This window comes from Microbacterium sp. 22303, from assembly GCF_052045265.1.
Classification (GTDB): Bacteria; Actinomycetota; Actinomycetes; order Actinomycetales; family Microbacteriaceae; genus Microbacterium.
On the sequence record NZ_JBQEOQ010000007.1, the window covers coordinates 63,465 to 79,495 of the forward strand.

Sequence of the window (16,031 nt, forward strand, 5' to 3'; positions counted from 1 at the left end):
GGATCAGCCGCGTCGGATCAGTCGCTCAGGATCAGCCGCTCAGGGCGGCGAGGATCGCGAGGTGATCGCTGGCGCCGGCCGATTCCGTCCGTCCGGAGGCGGCTGCGAAGCCGCGCTGGAAGACATGGTCGATCCGGACTGCGGGGAACGAGGCGGGCCAGGTGAACGAGGGGCCGATCCCGCCGAACCGCACCTCGCCGAGCCTCCCGGCGATCGCGGCGAGAGCCGGATCCGTCGACACGGCATTGAAATCGCCGAGGGCGATCACTCGATGGCTCCGATCCGCACAGATCTGTTCGCCCAGCGCGGAGAGCATCCCATCTCTGGCGCTCTGCGCGCCCGGGCGCAGCGAGGCGGCGTGCACCACGTAGACGCTGACGGGGCCGCCGGGTGCGTCCACCTCGACGCGCAGCGCGCGCTTCCAACCCAGCCCGAGGTCGAGCGCTTCCTCGTCGAGGATCGGGTACCGGCTCCAGACCCCGACGGTGCCGACCCGGTAGGCGTGCGGGTACGCATCGGCGAGCTCGTCCGCGATCGCCGCCCCCGAATCGCCGTCGAGCTCCGTGAATGCCAGGATCTGGGCGCCCTGGCCGGCGAGGGCGCGTGCGGACGCCGCCCCGGTGCCCGATCCTGCCTGCACGTTCTGCGTGGCGACCAGCAGGCCGGAGGCGCCGGGCGACGGATCGCCCTGCCACGGCACGGGGAGGAACCCCCACAGCGCCACGGTCCAGGCGACGACGGGCACCGCTGCGATCCATGCCGTCCGCGGCCGGATCAGCAGGGCGGCGATCACGAGCGGGGCCAGGAACAGCCCCAGCCAGGGCAGGGCCACGGCGATCGCCGTGCCGAGCGGGCCGGGGACCGATCCGAGCAGCACGGCGACGGTCAGCGCCATGGCGGCCAGCAGCAGTGCGACGATGGCGCCGCGGCGGGGCGCGGCGCGTGTCGTCCTGACCGGGTCCCGCGTCGCCTGACTCACGGATCCATCCTTCCGGTCCCGGTCTGAGGAACGGCTGACGGTCCGGATCCGGGTGCTGCTGCTGGTCTCGTCAGTCGTGCGAGCGGCACGGCCGCCCAGGCTCGGGCCCCGTGTCGGTCAGGCCGGGCACAATGGATCCGAGCCGATCGCCGGAGGGGAGCGCCATGGATCCGTTCTGGGACCCGCGCAGCCGCCGGCGCCGGCAGCAGCCGGTCGTCGCGGTGCACCCGGCCGATGACGCCCCCTCCACGAGCGACACCTGGCCGGCGAGCATTCCCGCGGTCGCCCAGATGCTGCGGGAGGGCATCGACCTGGATCCGGGAGTGACGTTCCTGGTCGGCGAGAACGGCAGCGGCAAGTCGACGCTGGTCGAGGGCATCGCGGTCGCCTACGGGCTCTCGCCGGAGGGCGGATCCCGCCAGGCCCGGCACAGCACCCGCCCGACTGAGTCGCCGCTGTCGGAGTGGCTCCGCATCCAGCGCGGTGTGGGCGCGAACCGGTGGGGCTTCTTCCTGCGCGCCGAGACGATGCACTCGTTCTACACGTACCTCGAGGAGAACCCGTCAACCGGACCGGAGCCGCTGTTCCACGAGATGAGCCACGGCGAGTCATTCCTCGCCGTGCTCGAGACGCGCTTCGACGATCCCGGCTTCTACTGCCTCGACGAGCCCGAGGCGGCGCTCTCGTTCTCCTCGACCCTGAGCCTCATCGCCGTGCTGCGCCGGATCGCCGACGAGGGAGGGCAGGTGCTCTGCGCGACGCACTCGCCGGTGCTCGCCGCGCTGCCGGGCGCGACGATCCTCGAGGTCGGGGAGTGGGGCCTGCGCCCGGCGGTCTGGGAGGACCTGGAGCTCGTGCGGCACTGGCGGTCCTTCCTCGACGAACCCGGACGCTACACCCGGCACCTGCTGGACTGAAGCCCCGGGATCGACGGTCAGCGCGTGGCGCGCACCCCGACGAGGAATCCGTCGAGGTTGCGAACGTGCGTGCGGACGCTCTGCTCCGCCTCTGCGGCGATCGCGGCGGCATCGCCGGTGGTCGAGATGACGGCGTCGCCCTCGAGCCGGTGGCCGACCCAGCGCAGACGCACTTGCTCGACCGCGGTGATCCCTTCGACCTGTTCCAGGGCGTGCCGGGCCTGCTCCACGAGCGCCGGTTCGATGCCATCGAGCAGCCGCCTGCCGATGCTGCGCGCGGTGCCGATGAGCAGCACGAAGATGGCGACCGAGATGAGCGCACCCACGATCGGATCCGCCAACGGGAATCCTGCGAGCACCCCGAGCCCGCCGAAGACGACGGCGAGCGAGGTGAAGCCGTCGGTGCGGGCGTGCACGCCATCGGCGACCAGCGCCGCGGAGCCGATGCGGCGGCCCACGCGGATGCGGTAGATCGCGACGGCCTCGTTGCCGAGGAAGCCGATGACGCCCGCGACGATGACCCAGCCGACGTTGTGCAACGGCTGCGGGTTCAGGAGACGTTCGATCGACTGCCAAGCGGCGACGACCGCCGACAGCAGCACCACGAACACGATGAACAGGCCCGCGAGATCCTCCGCCCGCCCGAACCCGTACGTGTAGCGGCGCGTGGCCGCACGGCGACCGAGCACGAAGGCCACCCAGAGCGGGATCGCCGTGAGCGCGTCGGAGAAGTTGTGCACGGTATCGGCGAGCAGAGCGACGGATCCGCTGAGGAAGAAGACGACCGCCTGCAGGATCGTGGTGACCAACAGGATGACCAAGCTCAGCTTGAGCGCCCGGATGCCGGCGTCGGAGGCCTCCATTGCATCGTCGATCGCATCCGCCGCGTCGTGCGTGTGCGGCACGAAAAGGCCGTGCAGCACGCCCCGGAAGCCGGTGGGATGCTCGTGCTCGTGCTCGTGCTCGTGGTCGTGGTCGTGGTCGTGGTCGTGGTCGTGGCGACCCCGCGGGTGGTCGTGCATCATGAGTCCTGGTCGGCGTGGTGGTGGCGGGGAGTTCCTCCGAGCGAGTGCTCGGCCTGGAAGATCGCGTCCGCGACGAGCCGGGAGGCGTGCTCGTTCTCGAGTCGGTAGAACACGCGCTGGCCGTCCTGCCTGGTCGAGACGATGCGGGCGAGGCGCAGTTTTGCAAGATGCTGGGAGACCGCCGCCGGCGACTTGTCGACGATGTCGGCGAGGTGGTTGACGGAGAGCTCGCCAGCTTCGCCGAGTGCGAGCACGATCCGCACGCGGGTCGCATCGGCGAGCATCGAGAACACCTCGACGGCCAGCTCCACGTAGGAGCTCTCGGGCGAGTAGCCGCAAGCCTGCTTATCTGCACTCATACGCAGATACTAATGGATGGTCAGATCCGAAGGGCGCTCAGCGCCTCGCGGACTGCGTAGAACACGATGACGAGACCGGCGACAGGATCCGCCCACCACAGCCCGAACAGCGCGTTCAGCAGGATGCCGACGAGGACGGAGGCGGCCAGGATCCCGTCGACGAGCGTCACCCTGCCCTCCGTGAGCAGGACCGGATCCCCCAGAGCACGTCCGACGCGGTGCTTGCCGAACGCGAGCAGGAACATCGCGATCGCCGTGAGCGCCGTCCACCAGATGCCGCCCAGGAGCGGCGTCGCCCGGTGGCCCGACCCGAGGGCGAAGACCGCCTGGACGAGAAGGTAGACCGCGAGCAGGGCGAACGCGACGCGGATCAGGCGGAGGCCGAGACGCTGGCGGCGCTCGTCCGACCCGGTCAGTTCCCAGATCACCACCGTCGATGCGCCGATCTCGATCAGGCTGTCCAGTCCGAAGCCGAGCAGCGCGACGGATCCGGAACGATACGCGAGGATCGCGAGCAGTGCCACGCCGACCACGTTCCAGGCCAGGGTGACGACTTCCAGCGCGATGCCGGCGCGCCGGAGACGGAGACGATCGGCGGGCACGGCCCGAAGGTAGAGAAGGATCCGATGAAGGCGCTGTGGATGGTGGCGTCGGCTTCGACCGGTGGAGCGGCTCCGTCGTGAGGCGGCCGGTCAGAGCACGTACGCGAGCTTGTCCGGGTTGCAGACCTGGCGCAGGCCGTGGATCAGCCCGTCGGCGCCGAACTCGAGCGCGAGCACGTCGACGCGGCCCGAACGCAGGAACGCGATCGCCGGCTCCCCGTTGACGTCGAGGCGCTTCACCGAGAACGGCAGCGCGGGGTCGGCGGCCGCCTTCTGCAGCACTCCCACGAGGAAGCGCCGCACGCGGTCGGCGCCGAAGATCGGATTGCGTGCGGCGCTCACCTTGCCGCCCCCGTCGTTCCACAGGATCGCGTCGTCGGAGAGCAGGGCGAGCACCCCGGAGACGTCGCCGTGTTCGACGGCGACGAGCAGCGCGCCGAGGGCGGTCGGATCCGCTGCTCGCGTGAGGGCGGGGTCGTCGGCGAGGCGCAGCCGGCGCTCGGCGCGCGAGACGAGCTGCCGCACGGCGGCGGCCGACTTCTCCAGGATGCGGCCGATCTCCACGGCCGACATCCCGAATGCGCGGTGCAGCACGACCGCCGCTCGCGCATCGGGCGCGAGCTGCTCGGCCATGTGCAGCAGCGCGAGCGAGAGCAGCTCGCGATCGGCCACCGCATCCTCGGGCAGCCGCGAGGTCGCGACCGGCTCCGGCAGCCACGGGCCGACGTAGTCCTCCCGCACCGCCGCGAGCGCGCGCACGCGGTCGATCGAGCGGCGCACGCACACGGTCGTCAGCCACGCGGGCCAGGAACGCACGCGGCTCGTCGACGCCCCGTCGGCCACGGCGTCGTCCTGGCTCGATCGTTCGGCGCGCTCCTGCTGCAGCGCCTCGATCGCGACCTCCGACACCACGTCCTCGGCATGGCCGTGGTCGCCGAGCATCCGGTACGCGATGCCGATCAGGCGCCCGCGCTCCGCCTGCCACGCGCGCGTGGCAGGCGAGACGAGGGTCATGGGCCTACGGTAACGCCCGGATTCGGGCACCGTTCAGACGATCGGGTGCTTGTCGTCGATCGGCGGCGCCATCTCGGTGGCGATGGCCACGCGGTTCCAGACATTGATCGTGCAGATCGCCAGGACGAGGGCGCCGAGCTCGCCGTCGTCGAAGTGCTGCGCGGCGGCGTTCCAGATCTCGTCCGTCACGGTCTCCGGTCCGAGCTGCGTGACCGCGTCGGTCAGCGCGAGCGCCGCCAGCTCCCGCTCCGAGTAGAAGCCCTTGGTGTGCTGCCAGGCGCCGACCGCATGCAGAGTGCGCTGCGGGATGCCACGCTTGGCGCCCTCGGTCGCGTGCATGTCGACGCAGAACCCGCATCCGTTCAGGATCGAGGCGCGCAGCTTGATCAGTTCGTACAGCCGCGGCTCCACGCTCTTGCGGGAGTACGCCTCCAGCCCGAGCACCGCGGCGTAGCCGAGCTTGTTGGTGCGGCCCATGTCGATCCTGGTCATCGTCGTTCCTCTCCTTTGCCGACGCCGTCGGCGGATCTCGTCGGCGTTCGTGCGGCTCTCATCGGGGATGTCGGATCGGGCGAGGGAAGTGTGACAGGGGCCCGGCGCTCGTCGCCGGATCCGCGATGCGTGCGGCGGTCCGCGGACGCTGGGGCGACTCGCGGAGGCTGGGAGGATCCGCGAGATGCTGTCGCGATCGGAACAGGTTGGCACGATCTGCGGGTCGTGCGATGACCGGCGGACGTTGTCGCGATCGGCACAGATTGGCACGATCAGCACATCGAATCGCCGGATCCCTGTGCTGATCGTCACATGGTGTGCTGATCGTCACGGCGCCGGCCGAGCCGACATCGTGCGCCGGGTCGGAAGCCCAACCGCTGTCCTTTTCGGTGCTGGTCGGGCTGACCTCATGCCGGGTGGCGAGGCCGCATCATGTCCAGCGGAGAGGCGGGTCGCGATGTCGGATCCCCGGCGTACGATCGGCGCGTGACCTTCTCCGGCTCGATCGCGACGCCCGTGGGCGTGCTCTCCGTGCACAGCGACGGCACGGCGATCCGCCGGGTGCATTGGCCGCGCCGCGGGCATTCCACGCCGGCGGTTCCGGGCATGCCGTCCGACGCCGAGCGGGATCCGCTGCTCGCCGATGCCCTCGCCCAGCTCGGCGCCTACTTCGCGGGGGAGCGGGCCGTGTTCGACCTGCCGTTCGACCTCGGACCGCAGTCCGATGTCACGAACGCGGTGCTGCACGCGCTCTACGACACGGTCCTGCACGGCGAGACCGTGACCTACGGCGAGCTCGCCGAGCGCAGCGGCACGTCGGTCCCGGCCCGCGTGATCGGATCCATCATGGGAGCGAACCCGATCCCGATCATCGTGCCCTGTCATCGCGTGGTCGCGAGCGACGGCCTCGGCGGCTACTCCGGCGGTGCGCCCGGCGAGGGACTGCACACGAAGCGCTGGCTGCTCGAGCATGAGGGGGCGCTGCCGCAGGCGCTGTTCTGAGCCGGATCCGATCCTCGTCGGGTTCCGTTCCGCGATGGATCCGGCTGTGGAGAACTCTTCCAATCATCGAAGATATGTTCTACAATTGACGTATGGAGAAGCCCCGCGATCACTACCTCCGCCGTAGCGCGGAGATCGTCGGGGAGTGCGCAGAACTGGGCCGCGAGATCGCTCGACTGCAGGCACGCCAGGCGGCTCTCGCCCACGAGCGCGTGGCGCTGCTGCTCGATGAGATCCGCCCCGGATCCGACGGGTTCGACCCGGCTGAGCGGTCGATGATCAGTGAGTTCTCGGTGGGCATGCACCTGTCCCGCTACGCCGCCGCAAAGCTCCTCGCCACCGGGTTTTCCCTGCACGAACGATTCCCCGTCACCTGCGCGGCGCTCGAGACGGGGGAGGTCTCGCTCGGTCACGTCGAGGCGATCCTCGAAGCCGCCGCGGACATCCCCCATGACGACACCGGCGCGCTGGCCGAATACGAGGCGCAGGTCGTGCCGTTCGCCGCCGCCGAATCGCGGGCGCGCACGAAGGCCTTCGCCGAGACCGTGGCCGCGGCGGTCGCTCCGGTCGCCCTGACCGAGTTGCACCGACGCGCCCACGATGATCGCGCTGTGAGCGTGACCGACGACGGCGCCGGGCAGGCCACGATGCACGCGACCGGGCCGGCGGCGCTCATCCACGCCGCGTTCGACCTGCTCACGCAGGAAGGCCGTGCCGTCCTCGACGCCGCCAAGCAGGAGGGTGCCGTCGAAGACATGCGACGGCTGGACCAGGTGCGCTTCGACCGGTTCCTGCTGAAGATCCTCACCGGCCGCATCGCCGACGACGCCGACCTCCTCGACCGCGTCCATGCCACTGTTCAGGTCACGGTCGCAGAGACCACTCTTTCCGGCCACGATGACCGGATGGCGGAACTCGACGGACGCGGGCCGATGGATCCCGACCTCGCCCGCCGCTTCGCCGCCGCCGCGTTCAGCTGGGAACGACTCGAGCTCGACGGCAGCGGAATGATCGTCCGGACCAGCCCGTACCGGCCTCCGGAAGCGATGAAACGGTACCTCCGCGCCCGAGATCGGAACTGCCGGTTCCTGAACTGCCGGATGCCGGCCCGGCGATGCCAGATCGACCACAACCACGACTATGCCCGGTTCGGGCCCACCGATCCCGTGAACCTCGCGTGCTTCTGCGAGACCCACCACGCGCTCAAGCATCCCGACCTCGACCCGCGCTGGCGCTGGACCGCGCGACAGCGTCCTGGCGGCGTCATCGTCTGGACCAGTCCGTCCGGCGTCGAGTACACCGACGCACCGCCGCCGCGCGTGATGTTCACGGATGCGGAAGACAGCAGGGCCGACGCTGCCTGAAACACGCGGGCGTCGACCCTGTCATCACCCCGTGGTGACCGCCATCACCCCGCAAGCCGCCTGCCACCAGCCGACTCGACCCGACCGGGTCAGAACCGGGCGGCGAACAGCTGCGCCCGGTGCGCGACCTCCAGGCAGGCCGGCTCGAGCTGCACGCTCTTTGTTTCCGCACGAGGCGTTCCCGTACGAGGCGTCTTCGTGGGAGGCGTCTCCGCACGAGGCGTCTCCGCACGAGGCGTTTCCGTACGAGGCGTCTCCGCGCGAGGCGTCACTCCGGATCCGCGGCCCAGGATGGTCTCGGACGCGGCGACGGCGACAGAGGCCAGCGACTCGGCCGGGCGGAAGCGGTCGTTCATCGCTCTGTCTCCGCGCCGATGCCGAACGCGTGGCGGATCCGCGGCCACTCGGAATCGACCCACTCGCCGACGACGCTCGCACGATCCTCGACGGCAGCGGCAGGGAACGCCAGCCCGCGGGTGGGTACGCTCGCGCCGAGCTCCACGAGGAGCGGCCGAAGGGTCGTCTCCACCGCGAGCGCATGCGTCGGGGCCCCGATCGTGAGCACCGGCACCGCGGTGAGACCGCGTAGCCCGTCGGATCCGTAGCGGTCCAGGAACGCCTTCAGCAGGCCCGTGTAGGCGGCCTTGTACGTGGGGCTCGCGATCACCGCCACGTCCGCGGTCGCCACCCGGTTCAGCAGGTCGTCGAGCCTGGGCTCGGGGAAGCGGAAGAGCGCGTCCGCGACGTCCGCGAGGTCGATCGTGGCGTCGATGTCCGCGCCGCTGCGCGCACCGAGCAGGGCCGCCACCTCCTCCGCGACGAGACGGGTGCGCGAAGCGGGCTGGGGGTTTCCCACCAGCACTGCGATCCGGGTCATGGGCTTGCCTCCGAGAGTGATGTCTTGGTCAGAATGACGTCAGGTTGGCGCGCAGACCGCCGTCGGCATAGCCGTCGCGCAGGATGCCGCGGCGACGAAGCACCGGCACGAGTTCATCGAGCGTGCGGTGGATCGTGACCGGGTGCAGGTCGCCGGAGAAGATGAGGCCGTCGTTGTCGGCGTCGTCGCCGAGCGCTTGGATGACATCGGCGATCTCCTCCGCGGTGCCGACCGTCCCGCCGCGACCGTCGGTGATGCGGCCCAGCCGCGCCTTGCCGGCCAGGATCTCCCGCAGCGGCACCCCGTCGAAGGAGTCGTGGTGGCCGAGGAGTCCCCGTATCGTGCCCTTCGACACGTGATCGCCGAATGCGGCGGCGGGATCCAGGGGACTGTCCAGATCGAACGCCGTCAGATCCGTCTCCAGGTCGCTGGACCAGGCCTCCGCGACCTCCCGAAGCGCCGCCTCGCTGGGGGACAGCGACGCCCGCACGATGCGGTCGGCTTCTTCGACGCTCGCCGCAACGATCGGCTTGAACACGAACAGGATCGAGATGTCCTCCGGGGTGCGCCCCTGCGCGGCCGCAGCCTCGTGCACGCGCGTGCGGTACGCCCGGATGCTCTCGACGTCGAGATTCGAGAGCGCGAGCTGGATCTCGGAGTTGCGTCCGGCGAAATCGATCCCGCGTGGCGACCCGCCGGGTGAGGCGACGATGGGATCCCCGGCCGGCAGCGGTTCGGCGTTGAGCGGCCCATCGAACGAGAAGTAATGCCCGCGGTGCTGCACAGCTCGGATCTTGGATCCGTCGGCGTACACCTGCGAGATCGGGTCGGCGATGAGCGCGTCGTCGTCCCAGCTGTGCCAGAGCAGCCGCAACGCGTCCAGCCACTCCTGCGCCCTGTCGTAGGCCTGATCGTGCGGCAGCCGGTCGGTGCCGAAGTGATGGGCGCTGCCGACGTCCGTGACCACGTTGAGACCCAGGCGGTTGCCGCTCAGATGTGCGAGCGATGCGAACTGCCGTGCCGCGAGGTAGGGCGGGTACGCCGCGGGATTCGCCGTCGGGATCACACCGAGGTGGCTGGTCGCCGCGAACAGGTACGGGGCAAGTGTCCAGGGGTCGTGCTTGGGGCCGCCGTACGCCTTGCGCACCCGCAGATCCAGCGTCGCGGGGGTGATCCCGACCGACAGTGCGTCCTCGATGAGGACGAAATCGAACCCGGCCTGCTCCAGGTCCCGAGCGGACTGCTGATAGATGTCGGGACGCTGCCAGGCGTAGTTCCATTCCTGGTACGGGCGGGCCCAGCCGTGCGGGCCGAAGCCGCGTGACAAGAACCAGCCGAAGTGCTGGGGACGGGTCATCTCACTCCTGCTCTCGTGAGGATCTCCGCCTCGGACGCCACGGTGAGCGCCTGATCGAGGTCGGCGATGAGGTCTTCCGGATCCTCCAGCCCGATCGACAGGCGCAGCAGCCCCTGCCCGATGCCGGCCGCGGCGAGCTCGGTCTCGCCGCGCAGCACGTGCGTCGTCGATGCCGGGTGCAGCACGAGCGAACGGGTGTCGCCGAGATGAGTCATCCGGGTGAACAGGCCCAGCGCATCCGTGAACGCGCGCGCGGCATCGCGTCCGCCGTGCACGGTGACGGAGAGAACGGCGCCGTGGCCCCGTGGGAGGTAGTGCTCGGCGAGCCGTCGCTGCGGGCTCGATGACAGGCCGCTGTAGTCCACCGATGCGACCGCCGGGTGGCTCTCCAGCCACTGGGCGAGGCGCAGGGCCGTCGCCGACTGCCGCTGCACGCGCAGGGACAGCGTTTCGATGCCCTGCAGGATCAGGAAGGCGTTGAACGGAGAGGGGGTGGGACCGTAGCGCATCGCGACGTGCCTGGCCTGCTCCAGGAACGCGCCCGCTCCCGAGCGCTCGACCCGGGTCAGTCCGTCCGCCCCGCGGTCGACGGCGAGCTGTGGGTACCGGGTGGCCTGGGCATCCCAGGGAAAGCGTCCGCCGTCGACGATGACACCGCCGAGCACGGTGCCGTGACCGGCGAGGAACTTGCTCGCCGAGTGCACCACGACGTCCGCGCCGTGCTCGATCGGACGCAGCAGGTAGGGCGTCGCCAGCGTGTTGTCGACGATGAGGGGGATCCCATGCCGCCGGGCGATCGCGGCGACGCCGGCGATGTCGAGCAGTTCGTTCTTCGGGTTCGCGATCGATTCGGCGAACAGTGCGCGGGTCTCCGGCCGGATCCCGGCCTCCCAGGCGGCGAGGTCGTTCAGCTCCGAGACGAACGAGGTGTGCACGCCCAGGCGGGAGAGGTCGTCGCGCAGAAGCTCTCGGGTGCCCTCATAGATGCTCGGTGAGGCGAGGATGTGATCGCCCGCGGAGACGAGGGACAGGAGCGTGACCGCGACGGCCGCTTGCCCGCTGCCCACCAGGAGGGCTCCGGCACCGGACTCCAGATCGGCGATGCGACGTTCCGCAGCGGCATTCGTGGGATTCGACACCCGGGTGTAGGAGAACCCGTCCGCGGACCCCGCGAACCGTGCGTGCGCCTCGTCGAAATCGTCGAACACGAAACCCGCGCTGAGGTGGATCGGCGTGGCACGCGGCCGATGCGGATCAGCGGAGTCGGCGCCCGCGTGCAGCTGCCTGGTCGCGAAGCCGAAGCCGGAGGAACGGGTCATCGCGTCTCCGCAAGCACGCGGTCGTCCGCGGCGGCGGGCGTGCGGACAGCGAGAAAAGTGGTGTGCCGGCGCAGGACGAACCCGAGGCGCTCATAGACGCGGATGGCTCCGACGTTCGTCGCCGCCGCGTGCAGCAGCGCCTTGTCTCCGCGCCGCTGGATGTGGAAGGCGACATCGAGGACGAGACGCGATGCGATGCCCTGACCGCGGTGCTCCGCATCCGTCGAGACCGCGCTGATCTCCGTCCACCCCTGCGGATGCAGTCGTTCCCCGGCCATCGCGATGAGGCGGCCCCCGCGCCGGATCCCGATGTAGCGACCCAGTTCGACCGTGCGAGGACGGAAGGGGCCCGGCTGGTTGCGCTCGACGAGGGCGAGCATCTCGGGAACGTCGTCAGCACCCAGCTCGATCGCCTCGTCGTCCGGGACCGGTCGCAGCGCGTCGGTCTGCACCAGCTGCACTCCCTCGCCACGGCCGAGCTCCTCCCACCCCACGGGGAGTGCGGGATCGGCGCCCGAGATGCCGATCTCCTGCCCGGGGCCGACCAGCTCGGCGAGGGCCTGCCATACGGTCGGGTCCTCCCAGGTGCGCACCGCGACGAAGGGGGCGACGTCGGACGGATACCGGCGTACCAGGTCGCCGCCGAGCGCGAACGCGGCGTGCGGGCCGGTCAGTGCATGCCACGCCGGGTTGTCGAGCACGTGGTCGCCCGAGGTTGTGGATGCCATGATGCGGATCCCTCTCCTGCATTCGATGGGTCAGGGACACCAACAGTAGGTACCGCGTGGCGCTCTCGGCGAGGGCTGCAGCCGACTGTGTCGCCCGGTGACACGATGCGACGCCGCGTGACGGAGCACGACGGTTCTTGACCGTCTGCATCAGCCGATGACCCCTTCTCGCGACCCGTACCGCCGCCGATGGGAGCATCGCTCGAACGGAGCCCTCGTGCTCCGCCGATTCCCCGGATCCATGCTGCGAAGCGCGAAAGGAGCACCCATGTCGACTGCGAACTCGTCTCGATCGGCCGTTGCGCGCTTTGTCGCATCGAGACTCGGCCAGGCAGTGATCGTGCTCTGGGCCGCGTATACGGTGTCGTTCCTCGTGCTCTACGCGCTGCCCAGCGATCCGGTGGCGCTCAAGACCGGCGGCGACGCCAGCGACATCACCCCGGAGCAGCTCGCCGCGCTGAAGGCGAAGTACGGGCTCGATCGGCCCCTCCTCGTGCAGTACGTGCTGCGCCTGGGCCACGCGCTCACGGGCGACCTGGGCACGTCGATCGACACGGGGCGACCCGTCTCGCAGGTGATCGGCGAGGCGATCCCGCCGACCCTGCAGCTCGCGGGCCTCGGCTTCGCCATCGCCGTGCTCACCGGCGCCGCGCTCGCCGTGGTCGCGACGTTCGTGCGCAGCCGTGCGCTGTCGACCTTCCTGCTCGGACTGCCGCCGCTCGGCGTCGCCATTCCGGCGTTCTGGTTCGGACTGATCCTCATCCAGCTGTTCTCGTTCCAGCTGCCGCTGTTCCCCGCGATGGGAGACCGCGGCTTCCCCTCGCTCGTGCTCCCGTCCGTCGCCCTCGCGTTGCCGACCGGAGCGATGATCGCCCAGCTGCTGTCGAAGAGCCTCACGGCCGCGCTGCGCGAGCCCTACATCGACACCGCCCGAGCCAAGGGCGCGGGCCGTGCACGGATCCATCTGCACCACGCGCTGCGCAACGCGGCGCTGCCGGCGCTGACGGTGACGGGACTCATCGTCGGTCAGCTGCTCAGCGGCACGGTCGTCACCGAGACGGTCTTCTCCCGACCGGGCATCGGCCGGGTCACCGCGACGGCCGTGCAGCAGCAGGACATCCCCGTGGTCCAGGGCGTCGTGCTGTTCGCCGCTGTCGTCTTCGTCACCGTGAATCTCGTCGTGGATCTGATCTATCCGCTCCTGGATCCGCGGATCGAGCTGACATCGGCGCCGCGCCGCCGGCGTCGCCCGCGCGCCGCGACCCCCACCACGACCCCCGCTGCCGCCGCGTCGACCTCGGTCGACATCGACGCCGTCCTGGAGGAAGTCCGATGAGCGACACCGTCGCCCTGCTGCCCGACGGCACCCAGCACCCCGCGGACGGATTCGGCGGGACGGCCGCGAACCGGTTCGACGACGCGGTCGCGGAGCGCGCCTCGCACCGCGGTCGCGAGGCGTCCAGCTCGCGCAGGCGGAGCTGGTTCGCCCGGCGCCCGGCGGCCGCCGCCTCCCTGCTCTGGTTGGTCGTCGTGCTCGTCGCCGCGGTCGCACCGGTTCTGCTCGCTCCTGGCGATCCGCTGGCCGGCGTCCCCGCCGATCACCTCCAGGCGCCCTCCGCGGCGCACTGGTTCGGTACCGACCAGATCGGGCGCGACCTCTACACCCGGGTCGTGCACGGCACCTCGTTGACGATCAGCGCCGCGTCGCTGGCCGTGGCCGTGGGTGTGATCGCGGGATCCGCGATCGGCCTGCTGAGCGGTTTCGCCGGTGGCCGGACCGACGCCGTCCTGATGCGGGCCGCGGACGTGCTCCTGGCGATCCCGAGCCTGCTGCTCTCGCTCGCCGTCATCACGGCTCTGGGCTTCGGCACCGTCAACGTCGCGATCGCCGTCGGTATCGCGAGCGTCGCCTCGGTGTCGCGCATCATGCGCGCCGAGGTCATCAAGGTGCGCGGCTCCGCCTACGTCGAGGCCGCGCGCGCCTCGGGCAACAGCTGGATCCGGCTGCTTCTCCGGCACGTCCTGCCCAACTCCACCGGGCCGGTGATCGCCCTCGGCGTGCTCGAGTTCGGGGGCGCGATCCTCGCCGTCTCCGCGCTCAGCTTCCTCGGATACGGCGCGCCCGCGCCTGCGCCCGAATGGGGCGCCCTGGTGTCCGGCGGCCGCGACTTCCTCCGCAACGCCTGGTGGCTCACCACCATCCCGGGACTCGTCATCGCCCTCACCGTCCTCGCCGCGAACCGGCTCGCACGGGGGCTCGACACCGAACGGACGGACGGATCATGAACGCGCAGAGCCCGCTGCTGGAGATCGAGTCGCTGTCGGTGGCGTACCGGACGTCGCGCGGACGCGTCGAAGCAGTGCGCGACGTGAGCCTGTCGGTCGCGCACGGCGAGACCGTCGCGATCGTCGGCGAATCCGGATCCGGCAAGTCGACGACCGTGCACGCCGTGATCCGGCTGCTCCCCGGTGCGGCGGACATCGCCTCCGGCGCCATCCGCTTCGACGGAACCGACCTGGCCGCGGCGTCGAACGCGGCATTGCGCTCGGTGCGCGGACGCCGGATCGGGTTCGTGCCGCAGGACCCGACGGTGAGCCTCAACCCGGTTCAACGCATCGGCACGCAGGTCGCCGAGGTGCTGCGCGTGCACGGGCTCGCCGATCGGCAGGGCGCCGCGGAGCGCGCGGTGCAGGCGCTGGAGCGCGCCGGGCTCCCCGATGCCGCGCTGCGCGCCCGCCAGTATCCGCACGAGTTGTCCGGGGGGATGCGGCAGCGCGTTCTCATCGCGATCGCGATCGCGGCCGACCCGCAGCTGATCATCGCCGACGAGCCGACGAGCGCGCTCGACGTCACCGTGCAGCGGCAGATCCTCGACCATCTGGACGGGCTCAAGCGCGAGCGCGGGGCGAGCCTGCTGCTCATCACGCACGATCTCGGCGTCGCCGCGGACCGCGCCGATCGCATCATCGTGATGTCCCAGGGCCGCATCGTCGAGGAGGGCACCCCCGAGCAGGTGCTGCTGGCGCCCGAGCATCCGTACACCCGTCAGCTGATCGCGGCCGCCCCCGGCCTGAACGCGCGTCACGAGCCGGTGATCGCCGCAGCCTCAGCGCCGATCGTGCTGCGCGGACGCCCCGGCGATCCCTTCGCCGCCCGGGACGCGGGAGTGCCGCCGACCAGCCCGGCCGTCGTCGAGCCCGTGCTGGAAGTCGACGCGCTCGTGAAGGAGTTCGCGGTGCCCGGGACGGGCGGGGCCGTGCAGCGCGCCGTCGACGGCGTCGGCTTCCGGATCGAACGCGGCCAGACGCTCGCCCTGGTCGGCGAGTCGGGGTCGGGCAAGACGACCACCGCCCGGCTGGCGCTGCGCCTCACCGACCCGACCTCCGGCACCGTCCGGTTCGACGGCGCCGACGTCACCGCACTCCACGGCGCGGAGCTGCGACAGCTGCGCCGCCGGGTGCAGCTCGTGCAGCAGAACCCCTATGCCGCGCTGAATCCGCGACTGACCATCGAGCGCATCATCAGCGACCCGCTGATCGCGTACCGCCTCGGAGACCGGACCCAGCGCCGCGCCCGCGCCGCGGAACTCGTCGACGTCGTCGCACTGCCTTCCTCGGTGCTGCAGCGCAAGCCATCGGAGCTGTCCGGCGGGCAACGGCAGCGCGTCGCGATCGCCCGTGCGCTCGCGATCTCGCCCGAGCTCATCGTGCTGGACGAGCCCGTCTCCGCCCTCGACGTGTCGATCCAGCACCAGATCCTCACGCTGCTCAGCACCATCCAGCGCGAATTCGGCCTCAGCTACCTCTTCATCTCGCACGACCTCGCCGTCGTCCGGCAGATCGCGCACACCGTCGGCGTCATGCAGCGCGGTCGCATCGTCGAGTCCGGCATCGCGCGGGAGATCTTCGACTACCCGCGCACCGAGTACACCCGCACCCTGCTCGACGCGATCCCCGGCGGCCTGCGGATCGCCCTCTGACCATCTCCCACCCGAT

General features: G+C 70.8%; 17 protein-coding genes. 6 read left to right on the plus strand and 11 right to left on the minus strand.

The window, feature by feature from the left end:
* Positions 1-31: 31 nt before the first annotated feature.
* The gene (locus ACTJI8_RS17980) at positions 32-979 is read right to left on the minus strand and encodes an endonuclease/exonuclease/phosphatase family protein (RefSeq protein WP_440734805.1); all 948 of its coding nucleotides are present in this window, start codon (positions 977-979) and stop codon (positions 32-34) included.
* A gap of 164 nt (positions 980-1,143) precedes the next feature.
* Here ACTJI8_RS17980 and ACTJI8_RS17985 point away from each other — a divergent pair, with 164 nt between their 5' ends.
* Complete coding sequence (locus ACTJI8_RS17985; protein WP_440734806.1) at positions 1,144-1,896, plus strand: AAA family ATPase; 753 nt, start codon at positions 1,144-1,146, stop codon at positions 1,894-1,896.
* A gap of 17 nt (positions 1,897-1,913) precedes the next feature.
* Here ACTJI8_RS17985 and ACTJI8_RS17990 read toward each other — a convergent pair whose 3' ends face one another.
* The 5 genes from ACTJI8_RS17990 to ACTJI8_RS18010 form a co-directional block, all read right to left on the minus strand.
* The gene (locus tag ACTJI8_RS17990; protein ID WP_440734807.1) at positions 1,914-2,921 is read right to left on the minus strand and encodes a cation diffusion facilitator family transporter; all 1,008 of its coding nucleotides are present in this window, start codon (positions 2,919-2,921) and stop codon (positions 1,914-1,916) included.
* Positions 2,918-3,280 (minus strand): ArsR/SmtB family transcription factor, encoded by a 363-nt coding sequence (locus ACTJI8_RS17995; protein WP_440734808.1) that lies wholly within the window; start codon positions 3,278-3,280, stop codon positions 2,918-2,920. Before ACTJI8_RS17995 ends, ACTJI8_RS17990 begins: the two co-directional genes overlap by 4 nt.
* Positions 3,281-3,300: 20 nt before the next feature.
* Positions 3,301-3,882, minus strand: a complete 582-nt coding sequence (locus tag ACTJI8_RS18000) for a cation transporter (RefSeq protein WP_440734809.1) — start codon at positions 3,880-3,882, stop codon at positions 3,301-3,303.
* A 90-nt stretch (positions 3,883-3,972) separates the two neighbouring features.
* Positions 3,973-4,896 (minus strand): sigma-70 family RNA polymerase sigma factor, encoded by a 924-nt coding sequence (locus tag ACTJI8_RS18005; RefSeq protein ID WP_440734810.1) that lies wholly within the window; start codon positions 4,894-4,896, stop codon positions 3,973-3,975.
* 33 nt (positions 4,897-4,929) lie between these two features.
* Entirely contained in the window at positions 4,930-5,388 is a 459-nt protein-coding gene (locus ACTJI8_RS18010; protein ID WP_440734811.1) for a carboxymuconolactone decarboxylase family protein, read from the minus strand.
* Between the two features lie 486 nt (positions 5,389-5,874).
* Here ACTJI8_RS18010 and ACTJI8_RS18015 point away from each other — a divergent pair, with 486 nt between their 5' ends.
* Positions 5,875-6,390, plus strand: coding sequence for a methylated-DNA--[protein]-cysteine S-methyltransferase (locus tag ACTJI8_RS18015; protein WP_440734812.1), 516 nt, complete (start codon positions 5,875-5,877; stop codon positions 6,388-6,390).
* A gap of 92 nt (positions 6,391-6,482) precedes the next feature.
* Positions 6,483-7,754, plus strand: a complete 1,272-nt coding sequence (locus ACTJI8_RS18020; protein ID WP_440734813.1) for a DUF222 domain-containing protein — start codon at positions 6,483-6,485, stop codon at positions 7,752-7,754.
* Positions 7,755-7,843: 89 nt separating this feature from the next.
* On the opposite strand, the gene ACTJI8_RS18025 is transcribed toward ACTJI8_RS18020, so the two are convergent.
* The 5 genes from ACTJI8_RS18025 to ACTJI8_RS18045 are packed head-to-tail and all read right to left on the minus strand — an operon-like array spanning position 7,844 to position 12,035.
* The gene (locus tag ACTJI8_RS18025; RefSeq protein ID WP_440734814.1) at positions 7,844-8,110 is read right to left on the minus strand and encodes a hypothetical protein; all 267 of its coding nucleotides are present in this window, start codon (positions 8,108-8,110) and stop codon (positions 7,844-7,846) included.
* The gene (locus ACTJI8_RS18030; protein WP_440734815.1) at positions 8,107-8,631 is read right to left on the minus strand and encodes an NADPH-dependent FMN reductase; all 525 of its coding nucleotides are present in this window, start codon (positions 8,629-8,631) and stop codon (positions 8,107-8,109) included. Before ACTJI8_RS18030 ends, ACTJI8_RS18025 begins: the two co-directional genes overlap by 4 nt.
* Positions 8,632-8,659: 28 nt before the next feature.
* The gene (locus tag ACTJI8_RS18035) at positions 8,660-9,988 is read right to left on the minus strand and encodes an NtaA/DmoA family FMN-dependent monooxygenase (protein ID WP_440734816.1); all 1,329 of its coding nucleotides are present in this window, start codon (positions 9,986-9,988) and stop codon (positions 8,660-8,662) included.
* Positions 9,985-11,307: an O-acetylhomoserine aminocarboxypropyltransferase/cysteine synthase family protein gene (locus ACTJI8_RS18040; RefSeq protein ID WP_440734817.1), complete on the minus strand. Its 1,323-nt coding sequence runs from the start codon at positions 11,305-11,307 to the stop codon at positions 9,985-9,987. Before ACTJI8_RS18040 ends, ACTJI8_RS18035 begins: the two co-directional genes overlap by 4 nt.
* The gene (locus ACTJI8_RS18045; protein WP_440734818.1) at positions 11,304-12,035 is read right to left on the minus strand and encodes a GNAT family N-acetyltransferase; all 732 of its coding nucleotides are present in this window, start codon (positions 12,033-12,035) and stop codon (positions 11,304-11,306) included. The genes ACTJI8_RS18040 and ACTJI8_RS18045 overlap by 4 nt, the downstream gene beginning before the upstream one ends.
* 268 nt (positions 12,036-12,303) lie before the next feature.
* Between ACTJI8_RS18045 and ACTJI8_RS18050 the strand changes: the two genes are divergently transcribed.
* The 3 genes from ACTJI8_RS18050 to ACTJI8_RS18060 are packed head-to-tail and all read left to right on the plus strand — an operon-like array spanning position 12,304 to position 16,015.
* The gene (locus ACTJI8_RS18050) at positions 12,304-13,371 is read left to right on the plus strand and encodes an ABC transporter permease (protein WP_440734819.1); all 1,068 of its coding nucleotides are present in this window, start codon (positions 12,304-12,306) and stop codon (positions 13,369-13,371) included.
* Positions 13,368-14,321 (plus strand): ABC transporter permease, encoded by a 954-nt coding sequence (locus tag ACTJI8_RS18055; RefSeq protein WP_440734820.1) that lies wholly within the window; start codon positions 13,368-13,370, stop codon positions 14,319-14,321. Before ACTJI8_RS18050 ends, ACTJI8_RS18055 begins: the two co-directional genes overlap by 4 nt.
* Positions 14,318-16,015: a dipeptide ABC transporter ATP-binding protein gene (locus ACTJI8_RS18060; RefSeq protein ID WP_440734821.1), complete on the plus strand. Its 1,698-nt coding sequence runs from the start codon at positions 14,318-14,320 to the stop codon at positions 16,013-16,015. Before ACTJI8_RS18055 ends, ACTJI8_RS18060 begins: the two co-directional genes overlap by 4 nt.
* The last annotated feature ends 16 nt before the right edge of the window (positions 16,016-16,031 follow it).